This window comes from Burkholderia sp. B21-005 (assembly GCF_020843965.1).
Classification (GTDB): domain Bacteria; phylum Pseudomonadota; class Gammaproteobacteria; order Burkholderiales; family Burkholderiaceae; genus Burkholderia; species Burkholderia ambifaria.
In genome coordinates, this window is record NZ_CP086301.1 from 2521580 (window position 1) to 2548480 (window position 26901).

The 26901-nt window shown below is 68.2% G+C and carries 27 protein-coding genes; 19 read left to right on the forward strand and 8 right to left on the reverse strand.

Annotation, left to right across the window (positions count from 1 at the left end; genetic code table 11):
- Positions 1–7: 7 nt before the first annotated feature.
- From kdpB to LMA02_RS11770, 4 genes are all read right to left on the reverse strand, one after another.
- Positions 8–2119 carry a potassium-transporting ATPase subunit KdpB gene (gene kdpB / locus LMA02_RS11755; protein WP_228905031.1) on the reverse strand — a complete coding sequence of 704 codons (2112 nt, stop codon included), beginning with the start codon at positions 2117–2119 and terminating at the stop codon, positions 8–10.
- Between the two features lie 45 nt (positions 2120–2164).
- Entirely contained in the window at positions 2165–3970 is a 1806-nt protein-coding gene (gene kdpA / locus LMA02_RS11760; protein ID WP_228905033.1) for a potassium-transporting ATPase subunit KdpA, read from the reverse strand.
- Entirely contained in the window at positions 3967–4059 is a 93-nt protein-coding gene (gene kdpF / locus LMA02_RS11765) for a K(+)-transporting ATPase subunit F (RefSeq protein ID WP_006752209.1), read from the reverse strand. Before kdpF ends, kdpA begins: the two co-directional genes overlap by 4 nt.
- A 308-nt stretch (positions 4060–4367) precedes the next feature.
- Positions 4368–5342: a quinone oxidoreductase family protein gene (locus LMA02_RS11770; RefSeq protein ID WP_166725070.1), complete on the reverse strand. Its 975-nt coding sequence runs from the start codon at positions 5340–5342 to the stop codon at positions 4368–4370.
- Positions 5343–5714: 372 nt separating this feature from the next.
- Here LMA02_RS11770 and LMA02_RS11775 point away from each other — a divergent pair, with 372 nt between their 5' ends.
- Both LMA02_RS11775 and LMA02_RS11780 read left to right on the forward strand, forming a co-directional pair.
- Positions 5715–6068 (forward strand): Rap1a/Tai family immunity protein, encoded by a 354-nt coding sequence (locus tag LMA02_RS11775; RefSeq protein ID WP_175677880.1) that lies wholly within the window; start codon positions 5715–5717, stop codon positions 6066–6068.
- Between the two features lie 15 nt (positions 6069–6083).
- Complete coding sequence (locus LMA02_RS11780; RefSeq protein WP_228905035.1) at positions 6084–6551, forward strand: T6SS effector amidase Tae4 family protein; 468 nt, start codon at positions 6084–6086, stop codon at positions 6549–6551.
- A 141-nt stretch (positions 6552–6692) separates the two neighbouring features.
- Here LMA02_RS11780 and LMA02_RS11785 read toward each other — a convergent pair whose 3' ends face one another.
- Both LMA02_RS11785 and LMA02_RS11790 read right to left on the reverse strand, forming a co-directional pair.
- Positions 6693–7085: a methylglyoxal synthase gene (locus LMA02_RS11785; protein ID WP_228905037.1), complete on the reverse strand. Its 393-nt coding sequence runs from the start codon at positions 7083–7085 to the stop codon at positions 6693–6695.
- Between the two features lie 55 nt (positions 7086–7140).
- Complete coding sequence (locus tag LMA02_RS11790; RefSeq protein WP_228905039.1) at positions 7141–7920, reverse strand: SDR family oxidoreductase; 780 nt, start codon at positions 7918–7920, stop codon at positions 7141–7143.
- A gap of 223 nt (positions 7921–8143) precedes the next feature.
- Here LMA02_RS11790 and upp point away from each other — a divergent pair, with 223 nt between their 5' ends.
- The 14 genes from upp to LMA02_RS11860 all read left to right on the forward strand — a co-directional run bounded on the left by upp (position 8144) and on the right by LMA02_RS11860 (position 21188).
- Complete coding sequence (upp, locus tag LMA02_RS11795; protein ID WP_006478229.1) at positions 8144–8794, forward strand: uracil phosphoribosyltransferase; 651 nt, start codon at positions 8144–8146, stop codon at positions 8792–8794.
- Between the two features lie 216 nt (positions 8795–9010).
- Entirely contained in the window at positions 9011–9739 is a 729-nt protein-coding gene (locus tag LMA02_RS11800; protein ID WP_006752214.1) for a YebC/PmpR family DNA-binding transcriptional regulator, read from the forward strand.
- A 105-nt stretch (positions 9740–9844) separates the two neighbouring features.
- On the forward strand, positions 9845–11125 hold the full coding sequence (purD, locus tag LMA02_RS11805; RefSeq protein WP_228905041.1) for a phosphoribosylamine--glycine ligase: 1281 nt from the start codon (positions 9845–9847) through the stop codon (positions 11123–11125).
- Between the two features lie 111 nt (positions 11126–11236).
- The gene (gene hemF, locus LMA02_RS11810; protein ID WP_228905043.1) at positions 11237–12157 is read left to right on the forward strand and encodes an oxygen-dependent coproporphyrinogen oxidase; all 921 of its coding nucleotides are present in this window, start codon (positions 11237–11239) and stop codon (positions 12155–12157) included.
- Positions 12154–12912, forward strand: a complete 759-nt coding sequence (locus LMA02_RS11815) for a nicotinate-nucleotide adenylyltransferase (RefSeq protein WP_228905045.1) — start codon at positions 12154–12156, stop codon at positions 12910–12912. The genes hemF and LMA02_RS11815 overlap by 4 nt, the downstream gene beginning before the upstream one ends.
- A 4-nt stretch (positions 12913–12916) precedes the next feature.
- On the forward strand, positions 12917–13357 hold the full coding sequence (gene rsfS / locus LMA02_RS11820; RefSeq protein ID WP_006752218.1) for a ribosome silencing factor: 441 nt from the start codon (positions 12917–12919) through the stop codon (positions 13355–13357).
- A 19-nt stretch (positions 13358–13376) separates the two neighbouring features.
- Positions 13377–13847 carry a 23S rRNA (pseudouridine(1915)-N(3))-methyltransferase RlmH gene (gene rlmH, locus LMA02_RS11825; protein ID WP_011657522.1) on the forward strand — a complete coding sequence of 157 codons (471 nt, stop codon included), beginning with the start codon at positions 13377–13379 and terminating at the stop codon, positions 13845–13847.
- A 50-nt stretch (positions 13848–13897) separates the two neighbouring features.
- Positions 13898–14530, forward strand: a complete 633-nt coding sequence (locus LMA02_RS11830; RefSeq protein WP_228905047.1) for a Maf family protein — start codon at positions 13898–13900, stop codon at positions 14528–14530.
- 8 nt (positions 14531–14538) lie between these two features.
- Complete coding sequence (rng, locus tag LMA02_RS11835) at positions 14539–16008, forward strand: ribonuclease G (protein ID WP_166725064.1); 1470 nt, start codon at positions 14539–14541, stop codon at positions 16006–16008.
- A gap of 121 nt (positions 16009–16129) precedes the next feature.
- Positions 16130–16465 carry a YggL family protein gene (locus LMA02_RS11840; protein ID WP_006752222.1) on the forward strand — a complete coding sequence of 112 codons (336 nt, stop codon included), beginning with the start codon at positions 16130–16132 and terminating at the stop codon, positions 16463–16465.
- A 459-nt stretch (positions 16466–16924) separates the two neighbouring features.
- Positions 16925–18094: a collagen-like triple helix repeat-containing protein gene (locus tag LMA02_RS11845; protein WP_228905049.1), complete on the forward strand. Its 1170-nt coding sequence runs from the start codon at positions 16925–16927 to the stop codon at positions 18092–18094.
- Positions 18095–18360: 266 nt separating this feature from the next.
- A complete protein-coding gene (locus tag LMA02_RS11850; RefSeq protein ID WP_228905051.1) occupies positions 18361–19329 on the forward strand; it encodes a PRC-barrel domain-containing protein in 969 nt (322 codons plus the stop codon).
- Complete coding sequence (locus tag LMA02_RS11855; RefSeq protein ID WP_166726467.1) at positions 19326–20585, forward strand: MFS transporter; 1260 nt, start codon at positions 19326–19328, stop codon at positions 20583–20585. The genes LMA02_RS11850 and LMA02_RS11855 overlap by 4 nt, the downstream gene beginning before the upstream one ends.
- Before the next feature lie 36 nt (positions 20586–20621).
- The gene (locus LMA02_RS11860) at positions 20622–21188 is read left to right on the forward strand and encodes an FUSC family protein (RefSeq protein WP_228905053.1); all 567 of its coding nucleotides are present in this window, start codon (positions 20622–20624) and stop codon (positions 21186–21188) included.
- Positions 21189–21240: 52 nt separating this feature from the next.
- Here the strand turns inward: LMA02_RS11860 and LMA02_RS11865 are convergent, their stop codons facing one another.
- Both LMA02_RS11865 and msbA read right to left on the reverse strand, forming a co-directional pair.
- A complete protein-coding gene (locus LMA02_RS11865) occupies positions 21241–21621 on the reverse strand; it encodes an RcnB family protein (protein ID WP_228905056.1) in 381 nt (126 codons plus the stop codon).
- A gap of 82 nt (positions 21622–21703) precedes the next feature.
- Positions 21704–23455 (reverse strand): lipid A export permease/ATP-binding protein MsbA, encoded by a 1752-nt coding sequence (gene msbA, locus LMA02_RS11870; protein ID WP_228907632.1) that lies wholly within the window; start codon positions 23453–23455, stop codon positions 21704–21706.
- 223 nt (positions 23456–23678) lie between these two features.
- Here msbA and LMA02_RS11875 point away from each other — a divergent pair, with 223 nt between their 5' ends.
- The 3 genes from LMA02_RS11875 to LMA02_RS11885 all read left to right on the forward strand — a co-directional run bounded on the left by LMA02_RS11875 (position 23679) and on the right by LMA02_RS11885 (position 26839).
- Positions 23679–24434: a glycosyltransferase family 2 protein gene (locus tag LMA02_RS11875; RefSeq protein WP_228905057.1), complete on the forward strand. Its 756-nt coding sequence runs from the start codon at positions 23679–23681 to the stop codon at positions 24432–24434.
- 145 nt (positions 24435–24579) lie between these two features.
- Complete coding sequence (locus tag LMA02_RS11880) at positions 24580–25422, forward strand: glycosyltransferase family 2 protein (RefSeq protein ID WP_006753773.1); 843 nt, start codon at positions 24580–24582, stop codon at positions 25420–25422.
- Positions 25423–25558: 136 nt separating this feature from the next.
- Positions 25559–26839 (forward strand): O-antigen ligase family protein, encoded by a 1281-nt coding sequence (locus LMA02_RS11885; protein WP_228905059.1) that lies wholly within the window; start codon positions 25559–25561, stop codon positions 26837–26839.
- Positions 26840–26901: the final 62 nt, after the last annotated feature.

A 26901-nucleotide genomic window follows, 5' to 3' on the forward strand; every position in this document is an offset into this window, starting at 1 on the left:
CGGCGCATCAGGCCCAGCCGAGTGCGGCGAGCGTCATGTCGATCAGCTTGATGAACGGGAACGGCAGCAGCAGGCCGCCGAGGCCGTACACCAGCAGGTTGCGGCGCAGCAGCGACGCGGCGCCGAGCGGCCGGTAAGGGACGCCCTTCAGCGCGAGCGGAATCAGCGCGACGATGATCAGCGCGTTGAAGATCACCGCCGACAGGATCGCGGATGCCGGCGAGCTCAGGTGCATGATGTCGAGCACGCGCAGCTGCGGGTACGTGGTCACGAACGCGGCCGGGATGATCGCGAAGTACTTCGCGATGTCGTTCGCGATCGAGAACGTCGTCAGCGAGCCGCGCGTCATCAGCATCTGCTTGCCGATCTCGACGATCTCGATCAGCTTCGTCGGGTTCGAATCGAGGTCGACCATGTTGCCGGCTTCCTTCGCCGCCTGCGTGCCGGTGTTCATCGCCACGGCCACGTCGGCCTGCGCGAGCGCCGGCGCATCGTTGGTGCCGTCGCCCGTCATCGCGACGAGCCGGCCGGCCGTCTGGTGCTCGCGGATCGTCGCGAGCTTGGTTTCCGGCGTCGCTTCCGCGAGGAAATCGTCGACCCCCGCCTCCGCCGCGATCGCCGCTGCCGTCAACCGGTTGTCGCCCGTCACCATCACGGTCTTGATGCCCATCTTGCGCAGCTCCGCGAAGCGCTCCTTGATGCCGCCCTTCACGATGTCCTTCAGCTCGATCACGCCGAGCACGCGCGCCACGCCGTCATGCAGGTCGGCCACGACGAGCGGCGTGCTGCCGCGGCGCGCGACGTCGTCGACCGCGCGGCGCACTTCTTCCGGGAAGCGGCTGCCGTGCGTCTCGACGTAGCGGCGAATCGCGTCGGCCGCGCCCTTGCGGATCTCGCGACCGGGCGCCCCGGCGGAAGTCCCCTCGGGGAACAGATCGACGCCGCTCATGCGCGTCTGCGCGGAAAAGCTGAGGAACGTCGCGTGCAGTTGCGCCATGTCGCGCTGGCGGATGTTGAAGCGTTCCTTGGCCAGCACGACGATGCTGCGGCCTTCCGGCGTTTCGTCGGCGAGCGACGACAGCTGCGCGGCATCGGCCAGCGCTTCCTCGGTCACGCCCGGCGCGGGCACGAACATCGACGCCTGGCGATTGCCCAGCGTGATCGTGCCGGTCTTGTCGAGCAGCAGCACGTCGACGTCGCCGGCCGCTTCCACCGCGCGGCCCGACGTCGCGATCACGTTCGCCTGCATCATCCGGCTCATCCCCGCCACGCCGATCGCGGACAGCAGACCGCCGATCGTCGTCGGGATCAGGCACACCAGCAGCGCGACGAGCGCGGTGATCGTCACCACGTGACCGGCCTTCATCGCTTCGACCGAGAACATCGAGAACGGCAGCAGCGTCGCGGTCGCGAGCAGCATCACGATCGTCAGCGCGACGAGCAGGATCGTCAGCGCGACCTCGTTCGGCGTCTTCTTGCGCTTCGCGCCTTCGACCATCGCGATCATCCGGTCGAGGAACGCCTCGCCGGGGTTCGCGGTGACCTTCACGACGATCCAGTCGGACAGCACGCGCGTGCCGCCCGTCACCGACGAGAAGTCGCCGCCCGACTCGCGGATCACCGGCGCGGATTCGCCGGTGATCGCCGATTCGTCGACCGAGGCGACGCCGTCGATCACCTCGCCGTCGGCCGGGATCACGTCGCCGGCCTCGACCAGCACGACGTCGCCACGGCGCAGCTCGGACGCGGTCGTGATGCGGATCGGCGACTTCGGATGCGGCTCGTTCAGCTTCTTCGCCATCACATCCTTCTTCGCGCTGCGCAGCGACGCGGCCTGCGCCTTCGAACGCCCTTCGGCGAGCGCTTCGGCGAAGTTCGCGAACAGCACGGTGAACCACAGCCACAGCGCGATCGCGAGGATGAAGCCCGCCGGCGCCTCGGCCTGGCCGGCGAGTGCCGCGATCCACAGAATCGTGGTCAGGATGCTGCCGACGTACACGCAGAACATCACCGGGTTGCGGAACTGCGTGCGCGGCGTGAGTTTCTTGAACGAGTCCACGATCGCCGGACGCACCAGCGCCGGATCGAACATGGACCGTGTTGCGGAATGTTGAGTCATTGCGATCTCTTCAGTCTTTTCAAGGTGTCGCGATGCGGGCGCGCGTTACGCGCCCAGCCACATCATCAGATGTTCGACGCCCGGGCCGAGCGCCAGCGCCGGCACGTAGGTCAGCGCGCCCACCAGCAGCACGGTGCCGAGCAGCAGCACGACGAACAGCGGACCGTGCGTCGGCAGCGTGCCGCTCGTCACCGCGATGCGCTTCTTCGCAGCGAGCGAGCCGGCGATCGCCAGCACCGGCACGATCGTGCCGAAACGGCCGAACCACATCGCGATCGCGGTCATCCAGTTGTAGAACGGCGTGCCGACCGTGAGGCCCGCGAACGCGCTGCCGTTGTTGTTCGCGGCCGAGCTGAATGCGTACAGGATTTCCGAGAAGCCGTGCGGGCCCGGGTTCGCGATGCCGGCCTTGCCTGCGTCGGCCAGCACCGCGATCGACGTGCCGACCAGCACGAGCAGCGGCGTGAGCAGCACGACGATCGACACCATCTTCATCTCGTACGACTCGATCTTCTTGCCGACGTATTCGGGCGTGCGGCCGATCATCAGGCCGGCGACGAACACCGCGAGCAGCGCGAACACGAGCATCCCGTAGAGGCCCGAACCGACACCGCCGAAGACCACCTCGCCGAGTTGCATCAGCAGCATCGGCACGAGGCCGCCGAGCGGCGTCAGCGAATCGTGCATCGTGTCGACCGCGCCGCACGACGCGGCCGTCGTCGCGACCGTGAAGATGCCGGTCTGCGCGATCCCGAAGCGCGTTTCCTTGCCTTCCATGTTGCCGCCCGGCTGCAGCGCGCCGGCCGACTGGTCGACGTGAAGCGCGGCGAGCGTCGGGTTGCCGGCCTGCTCGGCGCTCACCTCGACGCCGATCGCGACCGCCAACGCGACCGTCATCGCCGCGAGCACCGCAATGCCCTGCCGGCGGTCGCCGATCATGCGGCCGAACACCAGGCACAGCGCGGCCGGGATGATCAGGATCGAGAAGATCTGCAGGAAGTTCGCGAACGGCGTCGGGTTCTCGTACGGATGGGCGGAGTTCGCATTGAAGAAGCCGCCACCATTGGTGCCGAGCATCTTGATCGCTTCCTGCGACGCGACCGGGCCCATTGCGAGCGTCTGCTTGACGAGCGGGGTCGGCACCGTCACCGGGTTGCCCTTGTCGTCCTTCACCGGGCTGCCCTGCGCGTCGAGCTTCGGCGCCGCGTAGGTGCTCGCCTGCAGCACCGGCACGTCCTGGTACGCCTTCATGTTCTGGATCACGCCCTGGCTCATCAGCAGCGCGGCGACGAGCGCGGCCATCGGCACGAGCACGTACAGCGTCACGCGCGTGAGGTCGACCCAGAAGTTGCCGATGGTCTGCGCGGTGTGGCGCGCGAAGCCGCGGATCAGCGCGATCACGACGATGATGCCGGTCGCCGCCGACAGGAAGTTCTGCACGGTCAGGCCGAGCATCTGCGTCAGGTAGCTGACCGTCTGCTCGGGTGTGTAGTCCTGCCAGTTCGTGTTGGTGACGAAGCTGACGGCCGTGTTGAACGCACCGTCGGGCGTCATCGCGCCGAATTGCTGCTGGTTGCCGGGCAGAAAGCCCTGCAGGCGCAGCAGCCCGTATAGGAACAGTACGCCGAGCGCGTTGAACGCAATCGTCGCGATCGCGTATTGCTTCCAGTTCATTTCGGTGCCGGCGTCGACGCCGGCGATGCGATACAGCGCGCGCTCGAGCGGCCCGAACACGCGCACGACGCGCGAGCTGCCGTCCATCACGCCGGTCAGGTAGCGCGCGACGGGCACGGCCGCCGCGAGCAGCACGACGATGAACAGCAGCGTCTGCAACAGGTTGTTCGCGTTCATTCGATGTCCTCCGCGCGCAGCAGCGCAAAGACGAGGTACGCGAACAGCAGGGCCGTCGAGGCGCCCGCCAGCCAAAGCATCCAGGTCATGCTCGCCCCCCGCGACCGTATTGCACGAGCTTCTCGCAACCGGCAAGCAAACCGAGGATCAGCGCGGTGAACAGCACCAGTGCACCGATGAAAACCCCATCCATTTTTGTGTTCTCCGTCGTCGAAATCTGACGACTCGAACATTATGGGAATGCGCGTAAAGGACGGGTCAAAGGTGATCGGGCGGGTGTAAAAAACGCGTAAACGCGTGCAGCGGAGGACGGCGGGCGGGACAGGAGACAGGACGGGCGGCGGCCGGCGCCGCCCGCAAGGGCGCGTGCCGGCGGGGTGCCGGCACGAAGGGAGCGTCAGGGAATGAGGATCGTCGAGCCGGTCGTCTTGCGCGATTCGAGGTCGGCATGCGCGCGGCCGACTTCCGCGAGCGGATAGCGCTGGTTGATGCTCGTCTTCACCTTGCCCGACAGGATCACGTCGAACAGCTCGGCGGCCGCGGCTTCGAGATCGGCGCGCTTCGCGATGTACGTGAACAGCGTCGGCCGCGTGAAGAACAACGAGCCGCGCGACGCGAACTCCTTCGAGTCGATCGCCGGCAGCGGGCCCGATGCATTGCCGAAGCTGACGAAGTAGCCGAGCGGCGCGAGGCAGTCGAGCGAACCGATGTAGGTGTCCTTGCCGATCGAATCGTAGACGACCGGCACGCCCGCGCCGTTCGTGATCTCCTTCACGCGCTGCGTGAAGTTCTCGCGCGTATAGACGATCGGATGATCGCAGCCGTGCGCCTTCGCGAGCGCGGCCTTCTCGTCGGAACCGACCGTCCCGATCACGGTCGCGCCGAGCGCCTTCGCCCACTGGCACACGAGCAGGCCGACGCCGCCGGCCGCCGCATGGATCAGGATCGTGTCGCCGGCCTTCACCGGGTAGGTGCGGCGCAGCAGGTAGTGCGCGGTCAGCCCCTGCAGCATCACCGAGGCCGCGTCGTCATAGCTGATTCCGTCCGGCAGCTTCACGAGCCGCTCGGCCGGCATCACGCGCTCCTGCGCATACGCACCCGGCGGCTGCCCGACGTACGCGACGCGATCGCCCGCCTTGAGCGCGGTCACGCCGTCGCCGACGGCCGTCACCTCGCCTGCCGCCTCCATCCCGAGGCCGCCGGGCAGCGGCTGCGGATAGAGGCCCGTACGGAAATACACGTCGATGTAATTGAGCCCGACCGCGTGCTGCCGGATGCGGACTTCGCCCGCTTTCGGCGCGCCGACCTCGACATCGACCCACTTCATCACGTCCGGGCCGCCCGGCTGGTCGTATCGGATTGCTTTCGGCATCGTTTCGCTCCTCGTTTGTCTGGAAATCGGATCTGGCAAACGCGTCAATGTCGCCCGATAGGCGATGCATGCAGACGCAGGGCTCAGCGCCTGATTCTCGCGCGTCGTATGCAGCGCGTCGCCGAAATCCCTTCACGTCCGTAGGGTTTTCGCGAAAGAGGGATGGCACGACGTCCAGCCGGTCATGCGCAACACTTTGTCACCTTCAAGTCACGACTTGCAGGGTAGATGAAATGGACGCCGGGTACGCGACGGCAAAGCGCTGCCGCCCGGCGGCCCCGCGTGCCGTGCCCTGCCGTGGAGCGTCGAAGGAAGCTGTGGGGAAGACGGCCATGCTATTTTGCTTTTCGCCGAATCCACGAGCCCCATGCCATGAACGTCTTTGTCATCCGAAGTGTGTTTGTTTTCGCGTCGTTGTCGGCAAGCATCGGCATCGCACACGGCGCAGGGGTACCGCGTGTCGACGGCACCCGACTACTCGACGGCATGAGCCGCACCGACAACACGCCGTACGCCGACGCCGAGCGTCACGCCATGACCGGTTATCTGGCCGGCGTGGCCGATACTTCCGAAGGCAAGGACTGGTGCGACAACGGGCGCGTCAAACCGGGAGAAATCGATTCCGAAGTACTCGGCGATCTCCGGAAACTACCGAACGTTGCGTTGCGGGCAAACGCAGCAGGACTGGTCATCCGCATCCTGCAACAAAAATATCCTTGCCGTTGATCGGAGAACATTTGTTTGAGACCGCACTTTTCTTTGCTGAGCAGCCACTACCCGAGCAACAGAACCGTTTCGCGGGAAGCGCTTTACGAAGCATTGGGCTGGCAGGACCTGATCTCCAATCCGTCGTATGCGAATACCTGCGCCATCCGGGTCAGCCTGGCACTCGTCAGGAGCGGCATGACATTGCGCGGCGGGCTCATGATTCAGAAAGGTCCGCACCGGGGGCGGCGCATTGAAGCCGGACAAGCCAGACTGGCCAGAATGCTGACAGAGCCGGCGTATTTCGGCAAAGCCGAAGTGTTTCGGCGGGACGACGCGACAGCCGGCATTGCCGGCAGAAAAGGCGTGGTGGCGTTCTGGAATATCCCAGGCTACATGAACGGCCGTGGCGGCCACATCGACCTGATTGACGGTGCACGCGCCCTCTGCAGCTCGGATTGCTACTGGACGGCATCGACCGTGTGGTTCTGGCCGCTACGATGATCGCCGGTCCCCGATCTCGCCCGTCGCAATCGGCACCCATGTCGACACACCGCCGACACACCCTGAACGCTCGGCGTCATCTGCCGCATCCTCCACGCGACCGATGACGCCGACCGAGCGCGCTCATCTGTAGCCCGCGCCCTAGCAGACGTCCTGCATGTTCCGCGCCAGATCGTCGAGCAGCATCCGCGCGGTCGCGACGTTGGTCGCGACCGGCACGTCGTGCACGTCGCACGCGCGCACCAGCGCGGTGATGTCCGGATCGTGCGGCTGCGCGGTCATCGGGTCGCGCAGGAACACGACGATGTCGACGCGGCCGTCGGCCAGCTCCGCACCGATCTGCAGGTCGCCGCCGAGCGGCCCCGACAGCTTGCGCTCGACCTCGAGCCCGTGCGCGGCGGCGATGCGGCTGCCCGTCGTGCCCGTCGCGACCAGCCGGCATTGCGCGAGCGTCTCGCGGAACTGGCCCGTGAGCGCGACGATCTCGTCCTTCTTCGCGTCGTGCGCAATCAATGCGATGCGGGGTTTGCTCATCTCCGGTTCCTTCGTGGTTCGATAGTTGTCGTCTTCGTGAATGGCGGTGCGTGCGTCAGAAGGTGCCCGGATACGCGCCGCCGTCGAGCAGCCAGTTCTGCCCGGTGATATAGCCGGCATGCACGCTGCAGAGAAACGCGCACGCGGCGCCGAATTCGGCACGCGTGCCGAGGCGCCCGGCCGGGATCTCCTTCGCGCGCCGCGCGCGCAGTTCGTCGACCGTCACGCCCTGCGCCTTCGCCGACGCGGCAAGCGTCGTCGCGATCCGGTCGGTGTCGAACAGCCCCGGCAGCAGGTTGTTGATGGTCACGCCCTGGCCGGCGACCTTGCGCGACAGCCCCGCGACGAAGCCGGTCAGCCCCGAGCGCGCGCCGTTCGACAGCGCGAGCACGTCGATCGGCGCCTTCACGGCCGAACTCGTGATATTGACGATCCGGCCGAAGCCGCGCCCGATCATCCCGTCGACGGTCGCGCGGATCAGCTCGATCGGCGTCAGCATGTTCGACTCGAGCGCGCGGATCCAGTCGTCGTGCGAGAAATCGCGGAAGTCGCCGGGCGGCGGGCCGCCCGCATTGTTCACGAGAATGTCCGGCTGCGGGCAGGCGGCGAGCGCGGCCGCGCGCCCGTCGGGCGTCGTGATGTCACACGCGACGGCGGTGACCGACACGTTCGACCCGGCGCGGATCTCCTCGGCGGTTTCCTCCAGCGTGTCGCGCGTGCGCGCGACGATCACGAGGTTCACGCCCTCGGCGGCCAGCGCTTCCGCGCAGCCGCGCCCGAGGCCCTTGCTCGCCGCGCACACGAGTGCGGTCTTTCCTGCGATGCCGAGATCCATCGTCGATTCCTTTATGGCGACGCGCGCCGGCGCGGCCCCGCTCGGACGCATCGCCGGACGGGCGAACGGTCGCGAACGGGCTGACACGACGCGCGGATTGTCGTGAGACGTCGATAATATCCGGATCGCGCGGCGCGCCTTGGTAAAATTGCGGCCATAAGCGGCAGCCGGCTTGCGCCCGCCGCCGCCCCCGATCCCCTTTTGCCGTCAAGGCGCCCCCGTCATGAAACAGGACAGCCGTTTCCCGAATCTCTTCATCACCGATCACCCGCTGATCCAGCACAAGCTCACGCACATGCGCGACAAGGACACGTCGACACGAACGTTCCGCGAACTGCTGCGCGAAATCACGCTGCTGATGGGCTACGAGATCACCCGCAACCTGCCGATCACGACCAAGCGGGTCGAAACCCCGCTCGTCGCGGTCGACGCACCGGTGATCGCGGGCAAGAAGCTGGCGATCGTGCCCGTGCTGCGCGCGGGCATCGGGATGTCGGACGGCCTGCTCGACCTGGTCCCGTCCGCGCGGGTCGGCCACATCGGCGTGTACCGCGCGGAAGATCACCGCCCGGTCGAATATCTGGTGCGCCTGCCGGATCTCGAAGACCGCATCTTCATCCTGTGCGACCCGATGGTCGCGACCGGCTACTCGGCCGTGCACGCGGTCGACGTGCTCAAGCGCCGCAACGTGCCGGCCGCGAACATCATGTTCGTCGCGCTGGTCGCCGCGCCCGAAGGCGTGCAGGTGTTCCAGGACGCGCACCCTGACGTGAAGCTGTTCGTCGCGTCGCTCGACTCGCACCTGAACGAGCACGCGTACATCGTGCCGGGCCTGGGCGACGCGGGCGACCGCCTGTTCGGCACCAAGAACTGACGCGCCGCGGCCGGGCCGAACGGCCGGTGCGCGGCGACGGCCCGCACCGGCCGTTCGGCCATGCGCGGCGGCCCCGAAGCGACGGTCGCCGCGTGATAAAATCACCTTCTACTCGACACGCGCGGCCCCGCGGCATCACGCCCGCCGACACGGCCGCCGATTCAACGACACATTGGCACAATCGCCCGCGCAGCGCGCCCGGGCACGGAGAAAGGTATGGCTGGTCATTCGAAATGGGCCAACATCAAGCATAAGAAGGCAGCAGCCGACGCGAAGCGCGGCAAGATCTGGACCCGCCTGATCAAGGAAATCCAGGTCGCGGCCCGTCTCGGCGGCGGCGACGCGAATTCGAACCCGCGTCTGCGTCTCGCGGTCGACAAGGCGGCCGACGCCAACATGCCGAAGGACAACGTCAAGCGCGCGATCGACCGCGGTGTCGGCGGCGCGGACGGCGCGAACTACGAAGAAATCCGTTACGAAGGCTACGGCATCAGCGGCGCGGCCATCATCGTCGACACGCTGACCGACAACCGCACCCGCACGGTCGCGGAAGTCCGCCACGCATTCTCGAAGTTCGGCGGCAACATGGGCACCGACGGTTCGGTCGCGTTCATGTTCGATCACGTCGGCCAGTTCCTGTTCGCGCCCGGCACGTCGGAAGACGCGCTGATGGAAGCCGCGCTCGAAGCCGGGGCGGACGACGTCAGCACGAACGACGACGGCTCGATCGAGGTGCTGTGCGACTGGCAGGCGTTCTCGGCGGTGAAGGACGCGCTCGAAGCCGCGGGCTTCAAGGCCGAACTCGCCGAAGTGACGATGAAGCCGCAGAACGAAGTCGAATTCACCGGCGACGATGCGGCAAAGATGCAGAAGCTCCTGGACGCGCTCGAGAACCTCGACGACGTGCAGGAGGTGTATACGAACGCCGTCATCGTCGAGGAATGAGATGCCGGCCGCCGTGCCCACAGTCACGGCGGCGGCCCGACCGATTTCGCGGCCGGCGCGCCTGAGCGTGCCGGCCGCCCTGTTTTCTAGTCTGCGGGGAATCCCATGAAACTACTCGTCGTCGGTTCAGGCGGCCGCGAACATGCGCTCGCGTGGAAGCTCGCGCAATCGCCGCGCGTCCAGATGGTCTACGTCGCGCCCGGCAATGGCGGCACGGCGCAAGACGAGCGTCTGAAAAACGTCGACATCACGTCGCTCGACGCGCTGGCCGATTTCGCCGAAAGCGAAGGCGTCGCGTTCACGCTCGTCGGGCCGGAAGCGCCGCTCGCGGCCGGCATCGTCAACCTGTTCCGCGCACGCGGCCTGAGGGTGTTCGGCCCGACCCGCGAAGCCGCGCAGCTCGAAAGCTCGAAGGATTTCGCGAAGGCGTTCATGAAGCGTCACGGCATTCCGACCGCCGACTACGAAACCTTCTCCGACGCCGCCGCCGCGCACGCGTACATCGACGCGAAGGGTGCGCCGATCGTCGTGAAGGCCGACGGCCTCGCGGCCGGCAAGGGCGTCGTCGTCGCGATGACGCTGGAAGAAGCGCATGCCGCGGTCGACATGATGCTGTCGGGCAACAAGCTGGGAGATGCCGGCGCGCGCGTCGTGATCGAGGAATTCCTCGATGGCGAGGAAGCGAGCTTCATCGTGATGGTCGACGGCAAGCACGCGCTGGCACTGGCATCGAGCCAGGACCACAAGCGCCTGCTCGACGAGGACCGCGGCCCGAACACGGGCGGCATGGGCGCCTATTCGCCCGCGCCGATCGTCACGCCGCAGATGCACGCACGCGTGATGCGCGAAATCATCATGCCGACGGTCCGCGGGATGGAGAAGGACGGCATCCGCTTCACGGGCTTCCTGTATGCGGGCCTGATGATCGACAAGGAAGGCAATCCGCGCACGCTCGAGTTCAACTGCCGGATGGGCGACCCCGAGACGCAGCCGATCATGGCGCGCCTGAAGAGCGATTTCTCGAAGGTCGTCGAACAGGCGATCGCGGGCACGCTCGATTCGGTCGAGCTCGACTGGGATCGCCGCACCGCGCTCGGCGTCGTGCTGGCCGCGCACGGCTATCCGGACGCGCCGCGCAAGGGCGACCGCATCAACGGGATCCCGGCCGAGACGGCACAGGCCGTGACGTTCCACGCGGGCACGACGCTCGCCGAAGGCGACAAGCTCGTCACGTCGGGCGGCCGCGTGCTGTGCGTGGTCGGCCTCGCCGATTCGGTGCGCGAAGCGCAGCAGCATGCGTACGACACGATCAACCAGATCAATTTCGAAGGCATGCAGTACCGGCGCGACATCGGCTTCCGTGCACTGAACCGCAAGAGCGCGTGACGCACTGACCGCCGCCCTGCTCGCGCAGGCCCCTCTGCCGGGGTTCGATAGAATGCCCGGCAGCGGCCTTTTTTCCGGCCCCCGCTTCGCGCGGGGGCACCCAGTCCAGACATGACCGATTCCACCTACGACGTGCCACGCGTGCGCACGTACCTCCAGGGCCTGCAAGCTCGCATCGCCGACGCGCTCGGCGCGCTCGACGGCACGCCGCTTGCGACCGACGCATGGCAGCGCGGCCCTGAAGAGCGTCTGCGCGGCGGCGGCTGTACGCGGATTCTCGAAGGCGGCCGCGTGTTCGAGCGCGCGGGGATCGGTTTTTCCGACGTCGCGGGCGACGCGCTGCCGCCGTCGGCGAGCGCCGCGCGCCCGCAGCTGGCCGGCCGCGGCTTCGAGGCGCTCGGTGTGTCGCTCGTGCTGCACCCGCGCAACCCGTACTGCCCGACCGTGCACATGAACGTGCGGATGCTGATCGCGACGAAGCCCGGCGAGGCGCCGATCTTCTGGTTCGGCGGCGGCATGGATCTGACACCGGTTTATCCGTTCGAGGACGACGCGCGGCATTTCCACCAGGTCTGCAAGGACGCGCTCGATCCGTTCGGCGCCGAGCTCTACCCGCGCTTCAAGACCTGGTGCGACGAGTATTTCTTCCTGAAGCACCGCAACGAGACGCGCGGCATCGGCGGGATCTTCTTCGACGATTTCTCCGAGCCCGGATTCGAACGCTCGTTTGAGATGATGCAAAGCGTCGGCGACGCGTTCCTGAACGCGTACCTGCCGATCGTCGAACACCGTGCCGCGCTGCCGTACGGCGAGTGCGAGCGCGACTTCCAGGCTTACCGGCGCGGCCGCTATGTCGAATTCAACCTCGTGTTCGACCGCGGCACGCTGTTCGGTCTGCAAAGCGGCGGCCGGACCGAATCGATCCTGATGTCGATGCCGCCGGTCGCGAACTGGCGCTACAACTGGCAGCCCGAGCCGGGCTCGCCGGAAGCGCGCCTGACCGAGTTTCTCGTGCCGCGCGACTGGGTGTGAGCCCGCCGCGCCCCGCCGCCCCAAGAACAGGACACGTTTTTCTGGACACCACCGCCCGCCCCACCCCGCAGCCGCACCCGCCGTTACGTCGCATCGGCCTGCTGGGCGGCACGTTCGACCCGATCCACGACGGTCACCTCGCGCTCGCGCGCCGGTTCGCCGACGTGCTTGGCCTGACCGAGCTCGCGCTGCTGCCGGCCGGGCAGCCGTACCAAAAGCGCGACGTGTCGGCCGCCCAGCATCGGCTCGCGATGACGCGCGCCGCTGCCGGCTCGCTGTCCCTGCCCGGCGTGACGGTCACCGTCGCAACCGACGAGATCGAGCACGCCGGGCCAACCTATACGGTCGAGACGCTCGCGCGCTGGCGCGAGCGGATCGGCCCCGAGGCGTCGCTGTCGCTGCTGATCGGCGCCGACCAGCTGGTGCGGCTCGACACCTGGCGCGACTGGCGCAAGCTGTTCGACTACGCGCACGTGTGTGCGTCGACGCGCCCGGGTTTCGACCTCGGCGCGGCGTCGCCGGACGTCGCGCGGGAAATCGCGCGGCGGCAGGCCGGCGCCGACGTGCTGAAAACGACGCCGGCGGGCCACCTGCTGATCGATACGACGCTGGCGTTCGATATCGCCGCAACCGACATCCGCGCGCATCTGCGCGAATGCATCGCGCGTCACGCGCAAATGCCCGATGCGTCGGCCGAGCATGTGCCGGCCGCCGTCTGGGCCTATATTCTTCAACATCGTCTCTACCATTCCTGATTCCATGGATATCCGCAAACTGCAGCGCGTGATCGTCGACGCTCTCGAAGACATCAAGGCGCAAGACATCAAGGTGTTCAACACCAGCCACCTGACCGAACTGTTCGACCGCGTGATCGTCGCGTCGGGCACGTCGAACCGCCAGACCAAGGCACTCGCGTCGAGCGTGCGCGACAAGGTCAAGGAAGCCGGCGGCGACATCGTCAGCTCCGAGGGCGAAGACACCGGCGAATGGGTGCTGGTCGACTGCGGCGACGCCGTCGTGCACATCCTGCAACCGGCGCTGCGCCAGTATTACAACCTCGAGGAAATCTGGGGCGACAAGCCCGTGCGGATGAAGCTCGGCGGCGGCAAGGACGGTTTCGCGACGGCCAGCGAAGGCGAGGACGACGAGGAAGAAGCGCCCGCACGCCCGGCGCGCAAGACGGCGGCCCGCCGCCGCTGAGTCGCAGCGAGTCGTCCCGATGAAGCTTTTCATCCTCGCGGTCGGCCACAAGATGCCCGGCTGGATCGCGTCCGGCTTCGACGAATACACGAAGCGGATGCCGCCCGAGCTGCGCATCGAGCTGCGCGAGATCAAGCCCGAACTGCGTTCAGGCGGCCGCAGCGCGGACAGCGTGATGGCGGCCGAGCGGCAGAAGATCGAGGCCGCGCTGCCGAAGGGCGCGCGCATCGTCGCGCTCGACGAGCGCGGCCGCGACTGGACCACCATGCAGCTCGCACAGGCGCTGCCCGGCTGGCAGCAGGACGGCCGTGACGTCGCGTTCGTGATCGGTGGTGCCGACGGGCTCGATCCGGAGCTGAAAGCGCGCGCCGACGTGCTGCTGCGCATCTCGAGCATGACGCTGCCGCACGGGATGGTACGCGTGCTGCTTGCCGAACAGCTTTACCGGGCGTGGAGCATCACGCAGAATCATCCCTATCATCGCGCATGACGTGCCGTCCTCGGACGCGCGCCGCGCGCGCTCACCGAGATAACGACACCATGCCGTCCAGCACGCCCTCCGCCTTTTTTCCGATTCTTTACCTCGCTTCGCAAAGCCCACGCCGCCAGGAACTGCTGCAGCAGATCGGCGTGCGCTTCGACTTGCTGCTGCCGGGCCCCGACGAGGACGCCGAGGCGCTCGAAGCCGAACTGCCCGGCGAAGCCGCCGATGCGTACGTGCGGCGCGTCACCGTCGCGAAGGCCGAGGCCGCGCGTGCGCGCCTCGTCGCGAGCGGCAAGCCGGCCGCGCCGGTGCTCGTCGCCGATACCACGGTGACGATCGACGGCGCGATCCTCGGCAAGCCGGCCAACGCCGACGACGCGCTCGCGATGCTGACCCGCCTCGCGGGCCGCGAACACGAGGTGCTGACCGCGGTTGCCGTGATCGGCGCCGACGGCGAACTGCTGCCGCCCGCGCTGTCGCGCTCGTCGGTGCGCTTTTCGGCCGCACCGCGCGACGCATTCGCGCGCTACGTCGAAACCGGCGAGCCGTTCGGCAAGGCGGGCGCGTATGCGATCCAGGGGCGCGCCGCCGAATTCATCGAGCGAATCGACGGTTCCCATTCGGGTATCATGGGTCTGCCCCTTTTTGAGACTGCCGCGTTGCTGCGCACCGCGCGCCTCGCCTTCTGAATCCCACCATGAACGAAGAAATCCTGATCAACCTCACGCCCCAGGAAACACGGGTCGCACTCGTCCAGCAAGGCGCGGTGCAGGAGCTTCACGTCGAGCGCACGCTGTCGCGCGGGCGGGTCGGCAACATCTATCTCGGCAAGGTCGTGCGCGTGCTGCCCGGCATGCAGTCGGCGTTCATCGACATCGGGCTGGAGCGCGCGGCGTTCCTGCACGTCGCGGACATCTGGCATCCGCGCCTGGCCGGCGAGCCGCAGTCGGGCGCGCCGCACCAGCCGATCGAGAAGATCGTGTTCGAAGGCCAGACGCTGATGGTCCAGGTGATCAAGGATCCGATCGGCACGAAGGGCGCGCGACTGTCGACGCAAGTCAGCATCGCGGGCCGCACGCTCGTATATCTGCCGCAGGAGCCGCACATCGGCATCTCGCAGAAAATCGAGAGCGAAGCCGAGCGCGAGGCCGTGCGCGCGCGCCTGACCGCCGTGATCCCGCCGGACGAGAAAGGCGGCTACATCGTGCGCACGATCGCCGAGGATGCCACCTCCGAGGAGCTGGCCGGCGACGTCACGTACCTGCGCAAGACCTGGGCGACGATCGTCGCGCAGGCGCAGCGGCTGCCGGCGACGAGCCTGCTGTACCAGGATCTCGACCTCGCGCAGCGCGTGCTGCGCGATTTCTCGAACGACGACACGACGCGCATCCAGGTCGATTCGCGCGAGACGTACCAGCGCCTCGCGGAATTCGCGGGCGAGTTCACGCCGGCGGTGAGTCCGAAGCTGCATCACTACACCGGCGAGCGGCCGCTGTTCGACCTGTACAACATCGAGACGGAGATCCAGCGCGCGCTGTCGCGCCGCGTCGACCTGAAGTCGGGCGGCTACCTGATGATCGACCAGACCGAGGCGATGACGACGATCGACGTCAACACCGGCGGCTACGTCGGCGCACGCAACTTCGACGACACGATCTTCAAGACCAATCTCGAGGCCGCGCACACGATCGCGCGACAATTGCGACTGCGCAATCTCGGCGGGATCATCATCATCGACTTCATCGACATGGAGAACGCCGAGCATCGCGACGCGGTGCTGTCGGAGCTGAAGAAGGCGCTGTCGCGCGACCGCACGCGCGTGACGGTCAACGGCTTCTCGCAGCTCGGGCTCGTCGAGATGACGCGCAAGCGCACGCGCGAATCGCTCGCGCACGTGCTGTGCGAGCCGTGCCCGACCTGCCAGGGCAAGGGCCAGGTGAAGACGTCGCGCACCGTGTGCTACGACATCCTGCGCGAGATCCTGCGCGAGTCGCGCCAGTTCAATCCGCGCGAATTCCGCGTGATCGCCGCGCAGCAGGTGATCGACCTGTTCCTCGACGAGGAGTCGCAGCATCTCGCGATGCTGATCGACTTCATCGGCAAGCCGGTGTCGCTGCAGGTCGAGTCGAACCTGAGCCAGGAGCAGTACGATATCGTGCTGATGTAACCTCCAGCCTGCCCGCCGCCGGCTTTGCCGCGCGGCGCCCCGATGCGGCCGCCCGGACCGCTTGCGCATGGCGCGCCAGCACCCGCCGCCGCCCTTTTTCTCTTCTCGTACATCACCCACCATGAGCCAACGCCACAACCGTCGCCAGCGCAAGAAACTCCACATCGCCGAGTTCCAGGAACTCGCGTTCAACGCGACCGCGCAATACCGCAACGAGCTGTCCGACCTCGAGCGCGGCCAGCTGATCGATTCGTTCATCGATTTCGTCGAAGCGAACGGGCTGCTCACCGTCGCGTCCGCCGACGAAGGGATCGGCGCCTACGTGATCTCCGGCGCGCCGCGCGGCACGACGACCGATGCCGACCGCGAGAGCGTGCGTGCGTGGCTGGCCGCACGGCCGGAGCTGACCGACGTCCAGGTCAGCGAATTCAGCGACGCGTGGTATCCGGACGCCTGACGCTCCGGCTGCTTCACCCGTCGCGCGCCGCCCGCGCCTGCCCCCGTGAGGGCGGACCGGGCCGGCGCCGCCGCTTCACCCGCACGTCTCCCCCCCTTCCTCCCTTCTCCTCCTGCCCATCACACGACGCGCCCCGTGTCGATCGTGATTACCCCGATTCCGGCAGTGAATCGGACGCTTACTTCAATTTAACGATCATTAAAAGACGGCTCGCGCAGACGGACCTACTCTGATCGTACGAATCCGGTGATTTCCGGCACGATCGGCAAGCAAGACGAAAGAATGCAAACGACTCGTCCTGCAAGCGCTCCGGATTCCGACTCAGGCGAAGACGCGACACGGCGACAGGTCAATCAGGGAGACAACAACAATGCGCCCGCCGCTTCACTTCCGCAGCGACGGCACGTCGGCGCACACGAAGGCCGCCTGATCCATTTCCATAATCGAGACGAGGACGACATGAACACGCCCAGCACCCATCAAGCAGGACTCCGAATGATCATGATCGCGGCAGGCGTTGCGGCGCTGATGTCGCTGTCCGCGTGCGGCGGCTCCGGCTCGCTGAGCCAGGGCACCGGCGGCTCCGGGTCGGGGTCCGGCGACACGACGGCGTCCACCGGCGGTACCAGCAACGGTACGAGCGGCACGACGGCGTCGACCGGCGGCACGGGCAGCACCGGCAGCACCGGTACCGGTGCGAGCGGCACGTCGGCCAACGGCGTCGGCCAGACGGTCGCGGCGTCGAGCAACATCGTGACGGCCGGCGGCGGCGCCATCTCGGGCGTCGGCACGGCGATCGCGGCCCAAACGCTGCCCGGCACGAACCCCGCGACGACGCAGGGGCTCGGCACGGTCGTGCAGGATGTCGGCGCGGCCGTCACGACGCTCGGCACCGGCCTCGGCTCGGGCCTCGGCCAGCTGGGCGCGTCGTCGAATCCGATCGGCACGACGGTCGCGAGCACGGGCGGCGTGGTCACGAATCTCGGCCAGGCCGTCGCCGCGACGGGCGGGGTCGTGTCGAGCCTGGGGGCCAGCGGTTCCGCACTGGCGCCGCTTGCGCCCGTCACCTCGCCCGTCGGCGGTGCCGTGACGATGCTCGGCAACACGATCGCGGGCGGCGGCGCGACGCTCGGCACGCAGCTGTCGACCGGCCCGATCGCGCAGGTGACGGGCGCGGCCAGCTCGGCGATCACGCCGATCACGACGACGGTCGGCTCGCTCACGCAGACGGCCGCCGCAAGCACGCCGCTCGGCGCGCCGCTGACGAACCTCGTCACGACCGTCGGCAACGGCGTCGCGAACGCCGGCACGACGATCGCGAAGACGGGCAACAATCCGGTCACGACCGGCGTCGGCAACGTCGTGACCGCGACCGGCAATACGGTCGCGACCGCAGGCACCGCGCTGCTCGGCGGCGGCGCGGCCGCAACGAATTCGCTCGCACCGGTGACGGGGCTCCTGTCGACCGGCGCACTCGGCGGCACGACGGGCGGCAGCAACCCGGCCGGCGCGCTCACGTCGGCGGTCGGCGGCCTGACGGGCGGCAGCGGCAGCGGCGCGCTGTCGAAGACCGGCGGCGGTCTGCTCGCCCCGGTCACGACGACGCTTGGCACGCTGGCCAAAAAATAACGTCACGCCGGCACCCCATGCGGCGCCCGTACCGTCGTCGACGGTCGGGCGCCGCGCGCGTTAGGGCACCCGGACACCCGATGCCGCCCGCCCCGCGATCGATCGCTACCCTTTCCCCGCCATTCCGCACCCAATCCTCCGCATAAATCGGTCCTGAAAGGAAGACACGTTAAACTCTCACCTCGCGAGGTGCGCCGCCCGCACCCGCCATCCATCGCCAGCCGCGCCCCCCCGGGCCCGGCCCCCGACCCATGGAGTGAGTGTCAATGAGCGGCGGACTCCCGTTTCCCGCATCCCGAATGTCGTTCCCGTCCTCGACGGTCTTCCTGGTGCTCGCAGCCGCCGCGCTGCTGTCCGGCTGCGGCTTGCTGCCGACCCAGAATCCGCCCGCGCCGATCAGCGAGGCGCTCGTCGAGCCCATCGAGGAAACCGCCGGCGAGCCGCTGACGATGCCGCCCGTGCCCGCGCCGACGCCCCCGGAGGAACCGGAAGCGCCGAAGAAGCCGCACCGTGAAGTCACGCGGCCGAAGCCCGTGCAGCGCCCCGAATCGCCGACACCGCCGCCGCCTCCGCCCGCGCCGCTCGTCGCGACGCGCCCGCTCGACCGCACCCAGATCCATGCACTGCTCGACAGCGAAGTCGCGCGCCGCAACGGCAAGGTGATCGGCCGCGCGGTCGACATGGTGATCGACGCGAACGGCAATCCGCGCGAGATGATCGTCAACCTGCAGGGCTTCATGGGCATCGGCGACCGCAAGGTCATCTTCCCGTGGAACGTGTTCCGCTTCACGCCGGGCGGCAAACAGGAGCCGATCGTGCTCGACGTGCCGTCGGGCGAACTGCCGCCTGCCGCGAGGCCCAAGGCCGTGCCGCTGTCGGGCTCTGCCGCGGCGTCACCCGCCACGCGACTGCCGATGCTCGACAGCGACGTCGAGCGCCCGAACGGCACGAAGATCGGCCGCGTCGTCGACGTGCTGATCGACCGCGCCGCGCAGCCGCAGGCCATCGTTCTCGACCTCGGCGGCCTCGTCAATACCGACCGCCGTTCGATCGCCGCGAGCTGGGGCGCGCTGCGCTTCGTCACGCGTGACAAGGCGCTGCACCCGCAGCTCGACCTGAACGACGCACAGATCAAGGCGGCGCCGCCCTACGCGGCCGACAAGCCGATCGTCGCGGTCTACCCGCCCGTTGCCCCGGCACCGGCGCAGGCTTCCTCTGCGAGTGCGACCCGATGACGATCAAGCATTCCGTCACCGTACGCAGTCTGCGGTCCCTCGACTGGCTCAACTTTTTCGTTGCAAACGTTCAAACCGGGTTCGGTCCGTTCATCGCGTCCTACCTCGCGTCGCACAAGTGGACGCAGGGCGAGATCGGCATGGTGCTGTCGATCGGCACGATCAGCGCGATGGTCAGCCAGGTGCCGGGCGGCGCCGCCGTCGACGCGCTGAAGAACAAGAAAGGCGCGGCCGCATGGGCGATCGTGGCCATCATCCTGTCCGCGGTGCTGCTCGCGTCGAGCCCGACGATCGTGCCGGTGATCGCGGCCGAAGTGTTCCACGGCTTCGCGAGCTGCATGCTCGTGCCGGCGATGGCCGCGATCTCGTTCTCGCTGGTCGGCCGCGCCGATCTCGGCGACCGGCTCGGCCGCAACGCGCGCTGGGCGTCGATCGGCAGCGCGGTCGCGGCGGGGCTCATGGGGCTCACCGGCGAGTATTTCTCCGCGCGCGCGGTGTTCTGGCTGACCGCGGTGCTGGCCTTGCCCGCGCTGTTCGCGCTCGCGATGATCCAGCCGACGCACGAAGTGATTCCGCAGTCGTCGAAGCCCGACGATCACGACGAAGGCGAGCACCGCGAGACGCTGCTCGAGCTGCTGCGCGATCGCCGGATGCTGATCTTCGCGTCATGCGTCGTGCTGTTCCACCTGTCGAACGCGGCGATGCTCAACCTCGCGGCCGGCGAAGTCACGGCCGGGATGGGCGAGAACGTGCAGCTCGTGATCGCCGCGTGCATCATCGTGCCGCAGGCGATCGTCGCGATGCTGTCGCCGTGGGTCGGCCGCTCGTCGCAACGCTGGGGACGCCGGCCGATCCTGCTGCTCGGCTTCTCCGCGCTGCCGGTGCGCGCGCTGCTGTTCGCCGGCGTGAGCAGCCCGTACCTGCTCGTGCCGGTGCAGATGCTCGACGGCATCAGCGCGGCCGTGTTCGGCGTGATGCTGCCGCTGATCGCGGCCGACGTCGCGGGCGGCAAGGGCCGCTACAACCTGTGCATCGGGCTGTTCGGTCTTGCGGCCGGAATCGGCGCGACGCTCAGCACGGCCGTGGCCGGCTATGTCGCCGATCACTTCGGCAACACGACCAGCTTCTTCGGGCTGGCCGCGGCCGGCGCGCTCGCGGCGCTGCTGGTCTGGCTCGCGATGCCCGAAACGCGCGTCGAAAACGGCGACGTGACCGCCGGCGAGCCGGCCGCCGCGTCGCCCGAACAGGCGCACTGACGCGCTCGCACCGCCCCCGCTTCTTGGCACGACACGATGGATACGATCAGGACACTCAACGAAGCCCGCCAGCAGATCCAGCAGTCGATCTTCGATCTGTTCAAGGGGCTGACCTTCGGCGAACGGCTCACGCAGGGCACGCTGATGGCGCTGCAGGCGGTCTGCGGCGCGTGCCTCGCGTACACGATCGGCCGCGCGCTGCACACCGAACAGGCCGTGTGGGCGGCGGTCACCGCGATCGCCGTGACGCAGCACAACTACTCGGACACGATGTCGCTGTCGCGCGATCAGTTCATCGGCGCGATGATCGGCGGCCTGCTCGGCTTCGCGGGCGCGGCGCTCGGCGGCGACCGCCTCGTCGCCTATGCGATCGCGGTCGCGCTCACGATCGTCAGCTGCTGGTGCCTGAACGTCGGCAGCGCGGCGCGGCTTGGCGGCGTGACCGCGACGATCGTGCTGCTGTTTCCGGGCAACGGCCCGCTATGGGACATTCCGCTGATGCGGCTCGGGGAAGTGGCGCTCGGCACCGTGTGCGCGCTGGCCGTGTGCTGGGCGATGTCGCTGATCGAGCGACGCTGGTTCCGCCGGGCGGCGGCAAAGTGACGCGGCGCCGGGCAACGCGCCCGGCAGCCGGATGAACCATCGGAAAGAAACGTTACGGACCGACCCGCAGCACGATGCCCGAACCGATCTGCACGAGCAGGTAGTCGCCGCCGACGCCGACCCACTGATAGCCGCGCGGCGGCGCACTCAGATGATAGCCGCGCCAGTCCTCGACCACGTACTGGCGATCGCGGAATTCGCCGGGAAGCCGGTCGCCCCTGTGCCACTCGCGACGCGGCTGGTCGGCCCAGCGCGGCGGCACGTCGTCCTCGTGGCGCATCTGGCCGGGTGGCATGTGCTTCGGGCCATGACCGCGGTGCATGCCATGATTGCCGTGGTTGTCATCGTTGCCGTGATCCTGCGCCATGGCTGCGGGTGCCGCGAAACCCGCCACGATCAGCGCGGCCAGCATCGTCCCGTGCATCTTGTTCATTGTTCTTCCCTCCGAGTTGTCACGTCGAACCGGAAACAACGGTGCCTGCCAATCAAGACTAGCACACCGGCGTGACCCGGCGTCACGCCGCCTGCTGCTGGTACTGGATCCGGTGGAGGTGCGCGTACAGCCCGCCGTGGCGCAGCAGTTCTTCGTGGCTGCCCTCTTCGACGATCTTGCCGGCTTCGAGCACGAGGATCCGGTCCGCACGCTCGATCGTCGACAGCCGGTGCGCGATCACGAGCGTCGTGCGCCCTTCCATCAGCCGCTCGAGCGCGGCCTGCACGTGGCGCTCGGACTCCGAATCGAGCGCGGAGGTCGCCTCGTCGAGGATCAGGATCGGCGCGTCCTTGTAGATCGCGCGCGCGATCGCGAGCCGCTGTCGCTGGCCGCCCGACAGACGCATCCCGTTGCCGCCGACCAGCGTGTCGAGCCCGTCGGGCATCGCGGCGACCGCGTCGGCCAGGTTCGCGGCCTCGAGTGCCGCCTGCACGCGTGCGCGGTCGGGCGTCTGGCCGTACGCGACGTTCGCGGCGATCGTGTCGTTGAACAGCACGACGTCCTGGCTGACCATCGCCATCTGGCCGCGCAGCGCGTGGAGGTCGTAGTCGGCCACCGGCACGCCGTCGACCAGGATCGCGCCGCCCGTGGGGTCGAAGAAGCGCGGCAGCAGGTTCACGAGGGTCGTCTTGCCGCTGCCCGACGGCCCCGCGAGCGCGATCATCTCGCCCGGCGCGACCTTGAACGAAATGCGGTCGAGCGTCGGCCGCTCGGATGCGCCGTAGTCGAACGACACGCCGCGGAATTCGATCTCGCCACGTGCGTGCGGCAGCGCACGGCCGCCGCCCTGCGGCTCGGCCGGCTCGTCGATCAGCCCGAAGATCAGCTCGGCGGCCGTCATCCCGCGCTGCAGCGGCTGGTTCACGTCGATCAGGTGCTTGAGCGGCGAAATCACCAGCAGCATCGACGTGACGAACGCGACGAAGCCGCCGACCGTCGTCTGATCGTTGGTCGACTGCACGACCGCGATCGTGATCACGACCGCGAGCGCGATCGACGCGAGGAACTGCGTCAGCGGCTGCGCGAGCCCGCCGGAGATCGTCATGCGCATCGCGTAGCCGCGCAGGCGCTTGCTCATCGCCGTGAAGCGGTCCATCTCGTACGTCTCGCCGTTGTGCACCTTGACGACCTTGTAGCCGCCGACCGTCTCCTCGACGATGTACGACAGCTCGTTGGTCAGCGTCTGGTGCTCGCGGTTCAGGCGGCGCAGGCGGCGGTTGATCTTGCTGACGAGCCAGCCGATGCCCGGCAGGATCACCGCGACGATCAGCGTGAGCCGCCAGTTCAGGTAGAACAGGTAGCCGAGCAGGAACATCACGGTCAGCGAGTCGCGCACGAGCGTGACCATCACACCGGTCAGCACCGACAGGATCTGGTTGACCTCGAACACGATCGCGTTGATCACCGTGCTCGCCGTCTCGCGCTGGAAGAACGACGCGCCCGTGTGCAGCATCCGCTGGAACATTTCGAGCCGCAGCTGCAGCAGGATGCGGTTCGATACGTAGTTGAGCAGGTAATTCGACGCGTACTGCGACACGCCGCGCACGAGCGCGAGGCCGATCACGGCCATCGGCACATACCATTTCGCGCGGTCGCTGCCGTGCGAGCCGAAGCCGTGGTCGAGCAGCGGCTTGAGCAACGCCGGAATCCCGGCTTCCGTGGCCGCGACGACGCCCATCGTGACGACGGCGAGCACCACGATGCCGATCAGCGGCCGGATGTACGGCCACAGGCGCTTGAGAACCGTGAGCGGCGACGTGCCCGTGCCGTCCATCGGTTTGCGAAGAGTGTTCTGGGTTTCCAAGGCAATCCTTCTTGAGCCGCGACGCGGCGCCCGGGGCATGGCTGCCCGGGATTCGCCCAGTCCGGCGGTTGCCGAAAAAGGCCCAACATTATAGCTGTACCGCCCGCGCCGGCACGGCCGTTGCCGAAGCGGCCGCCGGCCGGTGCGCGGGTATACTGCCGCTCACCGTTTTCTCCGCCTTTTCGACGATTTCATGGCAGAACCCACCCTCGGCGTCGCCCTCATCGCCCTCAACGCGGCCGCGCGGCTTGCGCAGTGCCTCGACGCGCTGGCCTTCGCCGACGACGTCGTCGTGATCGACGGCGGCAGCACCGACGATACCGTCGCGATCGCCCGTGCGCACGGCGCCCGGGTGATCGTCGAGCGTGACTGGCCGGGCTTCGGCCCGCAGAAGAACCGCGCGCTCGCCGCGCTCGACACCGACTGGATCCTGTCGCTCGACACCGACGAGGTGGTCAGCCCCGAACTCGCACAGTCGATCCGTGCGGCCATCCGTGCGCCGGCCGCGCAAGTCTACGCGCTCGATCGGCTGTCGAGCTTCTGCGGCCAGTGGATCCGCCACAGCGGCTGGTATCCGGACTGGGTACCGCGCCTGTTCCGGCGCGGCGCCGCACGCTTCTCCGACGATCTGGTGCATGAACGGCTCGTGTTCGACACGCCCGCGCAGCGGCTGCCGGGCAAGCTGATGCACTATTCGTACGAGGATTTCGAAACCGTCGTGCGCAAGCTCGATGCGTATTCGACGGCCGGCGCGCGCCAGCGCCGCGCGGCCGGCCAGCGCGGCGGCTTCGGCAAGGCGCTCGCGCGCGGCGCATGGGCGTTCGTGCGGACCTACGTGCTGCGGCGCGGGTTTCTCGACGGACGCGCGGGCTTCATGATCGCCGTGTTCAACGCGGAAACGGTGTACTACCGGTTCCTGAAGCTCGGCCACGAACAACCAGCCCGCTGAGCGCGGCCCGCCGCGCCCCACCCCGACGCCGCCGGCATGCGGCCGGCCCGGCGTTACAATGCCGGGCTGCCTGCGTGCCATGCGCGCCCCAAGCGCGGCGCCGCGCCACGCGCCGCCGACACGACGACCACCGAATCCGACCGCCATGTTCTCCATCATCATCCCGACCTGGAACAACCTGCCGTACCTCAAGCTCGTCGTCGACAGCCTGCGCCGCCATTCGGCGTACGACCACCAGATCATCGTGCACGTGAACGACGGCTCGGACGGCACGCTCGACTGGGTGCGCGGCGAAGGCATCGAGCACACCGCGTCGCCGACCAACATCGGCATCTGCCACGCGGTGAACCTGGCCGCCGCGCGCGCGACGCGCGACTACGTCGTCTACATGAACGACGACATGTACTGCTGCCCCGGCTGGGATGCGGCGCTCGTGCGGCGCATCGAGCAGATGCCGACCGACCTGTTCATGCTGTCCGGCACGATGGTCGAGCCGGTCGACACGCGCAACCCGTGCGTCGTCGTCAGCAATTTCGGCCGCGACGCCGAGCAGTTCGACGCGGCCGGCCTCGTCGCGGCCACGCCGCGGCTCGCGCGGGCGGACTGGCTCGGCTCGACCTGGCCGCCGACGCTCGTGCACCGCGACTGGTGGAACCGCATCGGCGGCTACAGCAGCGAACTGTCGCCGGGAATGAGCAGCGACAATGACTTCTCGATGAAATTCTGGGACGCCGGCTGCCGGATCTTCCTCGGCGTCGGCGACAGCCTCGTCTATCACTTCCAGCAGAAGAGCACCGGCAAGATCGTCAAGAACGACGGCCGCCGCCAGTTCCTCAACAAATGGGGCATGACGCAGGCCACGTTCGACCGCTATTACCTGCATCGCGGCGAGCCGGCCGGCTCGCGTATCGCGCTCGACACGCCGGCCGTCGACGGGCGCCTCAAGCGCGCGCTGCTGCGCTCGCGGATCAAGCGCGCATTCAGCTGATCAGACCCCGGAAACCCCACGGAAACGCGCGCCGCTTCGCGTATACTGCGCGCTTCGTCCCGGGCACTGCCGCCGCGGGGCGCGCGGCGCGCAGCACGGTGCCCGCATGCCGCATTCGTCCATTCGACAGGTTCCGATGCTTTCGTTTTCCGCTCCCGCCACGCGGCGCCTGACCGCCGCCCGCGCCTTCGCCGTCATCGCGCTCTGCATGGTGCCCGTCTCGACCGCGCTGACCAATGTGTTCTGCGGGCTGTTCGCGGCCGCGCTCATCATCTCCCCCGAATTCTGGCGCGACCTGCGCTCGTTCGTCACCGAACCGGCGTCGCTCGCCGCGCTGCTGATCCTCGTGGCGCTGACGGCGAGCGTCACCTATACCGTCGCGCCGCACCCGAAGGCGTGGAACTGGATCGGCAAGTACGACAAGCTGCTGCTGCTGCCGTTTGCGGTAGTCGCGTTCCGCCATTCGAACTGGGCGCCGATCGTGCGGCGCGCGTGGTTCGGCACGCTGTGCGTGATCCTGTTGCTGTCGACCACCAACTATCTCGGCCTGACCGCGATCGGGCCCGCGCATGCGACCGATCTGCCGCTGTCGCGCGCGTGGGTGTTCAAGAACCACATCGCGGCCGGCATGTTCGGCGCGCTGCTGTTCTATCAGGCCGCCGACCTGGCGCTGTCGGCCCGCACCGCGCTGTCGCGCGCCGCGTATGCAGCCGTCGCCGCATGGTCGTTGATCAACGTGTTCGTGATGCTGCAGGGGCGCACGGGGCAGGTCATCGCGCTGCTGCTGATCCTCGTCGTCGCGGTGCGTTTCGTGTTGTTGCTGCGCCGCCAGTCGGCGCTGCGCGCGACCCTCGCCGCCGGAGCGCTGGTCCTGGCCGGCGTCGCGCTCGTCGCCGCCGCGTGCACGGTGCACAACGGCCGCCTCGTGAAGGTCGTGACGGAAGTGCAGCAGTATCGGCAGACCGATGCGGCCACGTCGACCGGGCTGCGTCTCGAGTGGTACAAGAAGGGGCTCGAGCTGTATCGCATGCGCCCCGTGATCGGCTACGGCTCGGGCGGTCTCGAGTTCGAGTTCGAGAAGCTCACGGCAGGCAAGACGGCTGCCGAAGGCCAGCTCACGTCGAACCCGCATAACGAATACCTGCTGATGGCCGTGCAGCTCGGCACGCTCGGGGTCCTGCTGTTCGTGAACCTGATCGTGCAGATCGCGCGCGGCAGCCGCGCGCTCGACCCGCGTTCGCAGCACTTGCTGCTCGCATGGCTCGCGATCTTCGCGATCGGCAGCCTCGCGAATTCGCTGCTGCTCGATTTCGCCGAAGGTCACCTGCTGGTGCTGCTCGCCGGCATCCTGCTCGGCTGCGCCGAGCGCGGCGAAGCGCTGCCGCGCGAGACGTCGGCGATCCGGCGCAGCGCGTAACGCATCACACGCCGGGCTGGTGGGCGGCGCATGGTGCCGCCCGCCCCCGGCTCGTCTTCAAT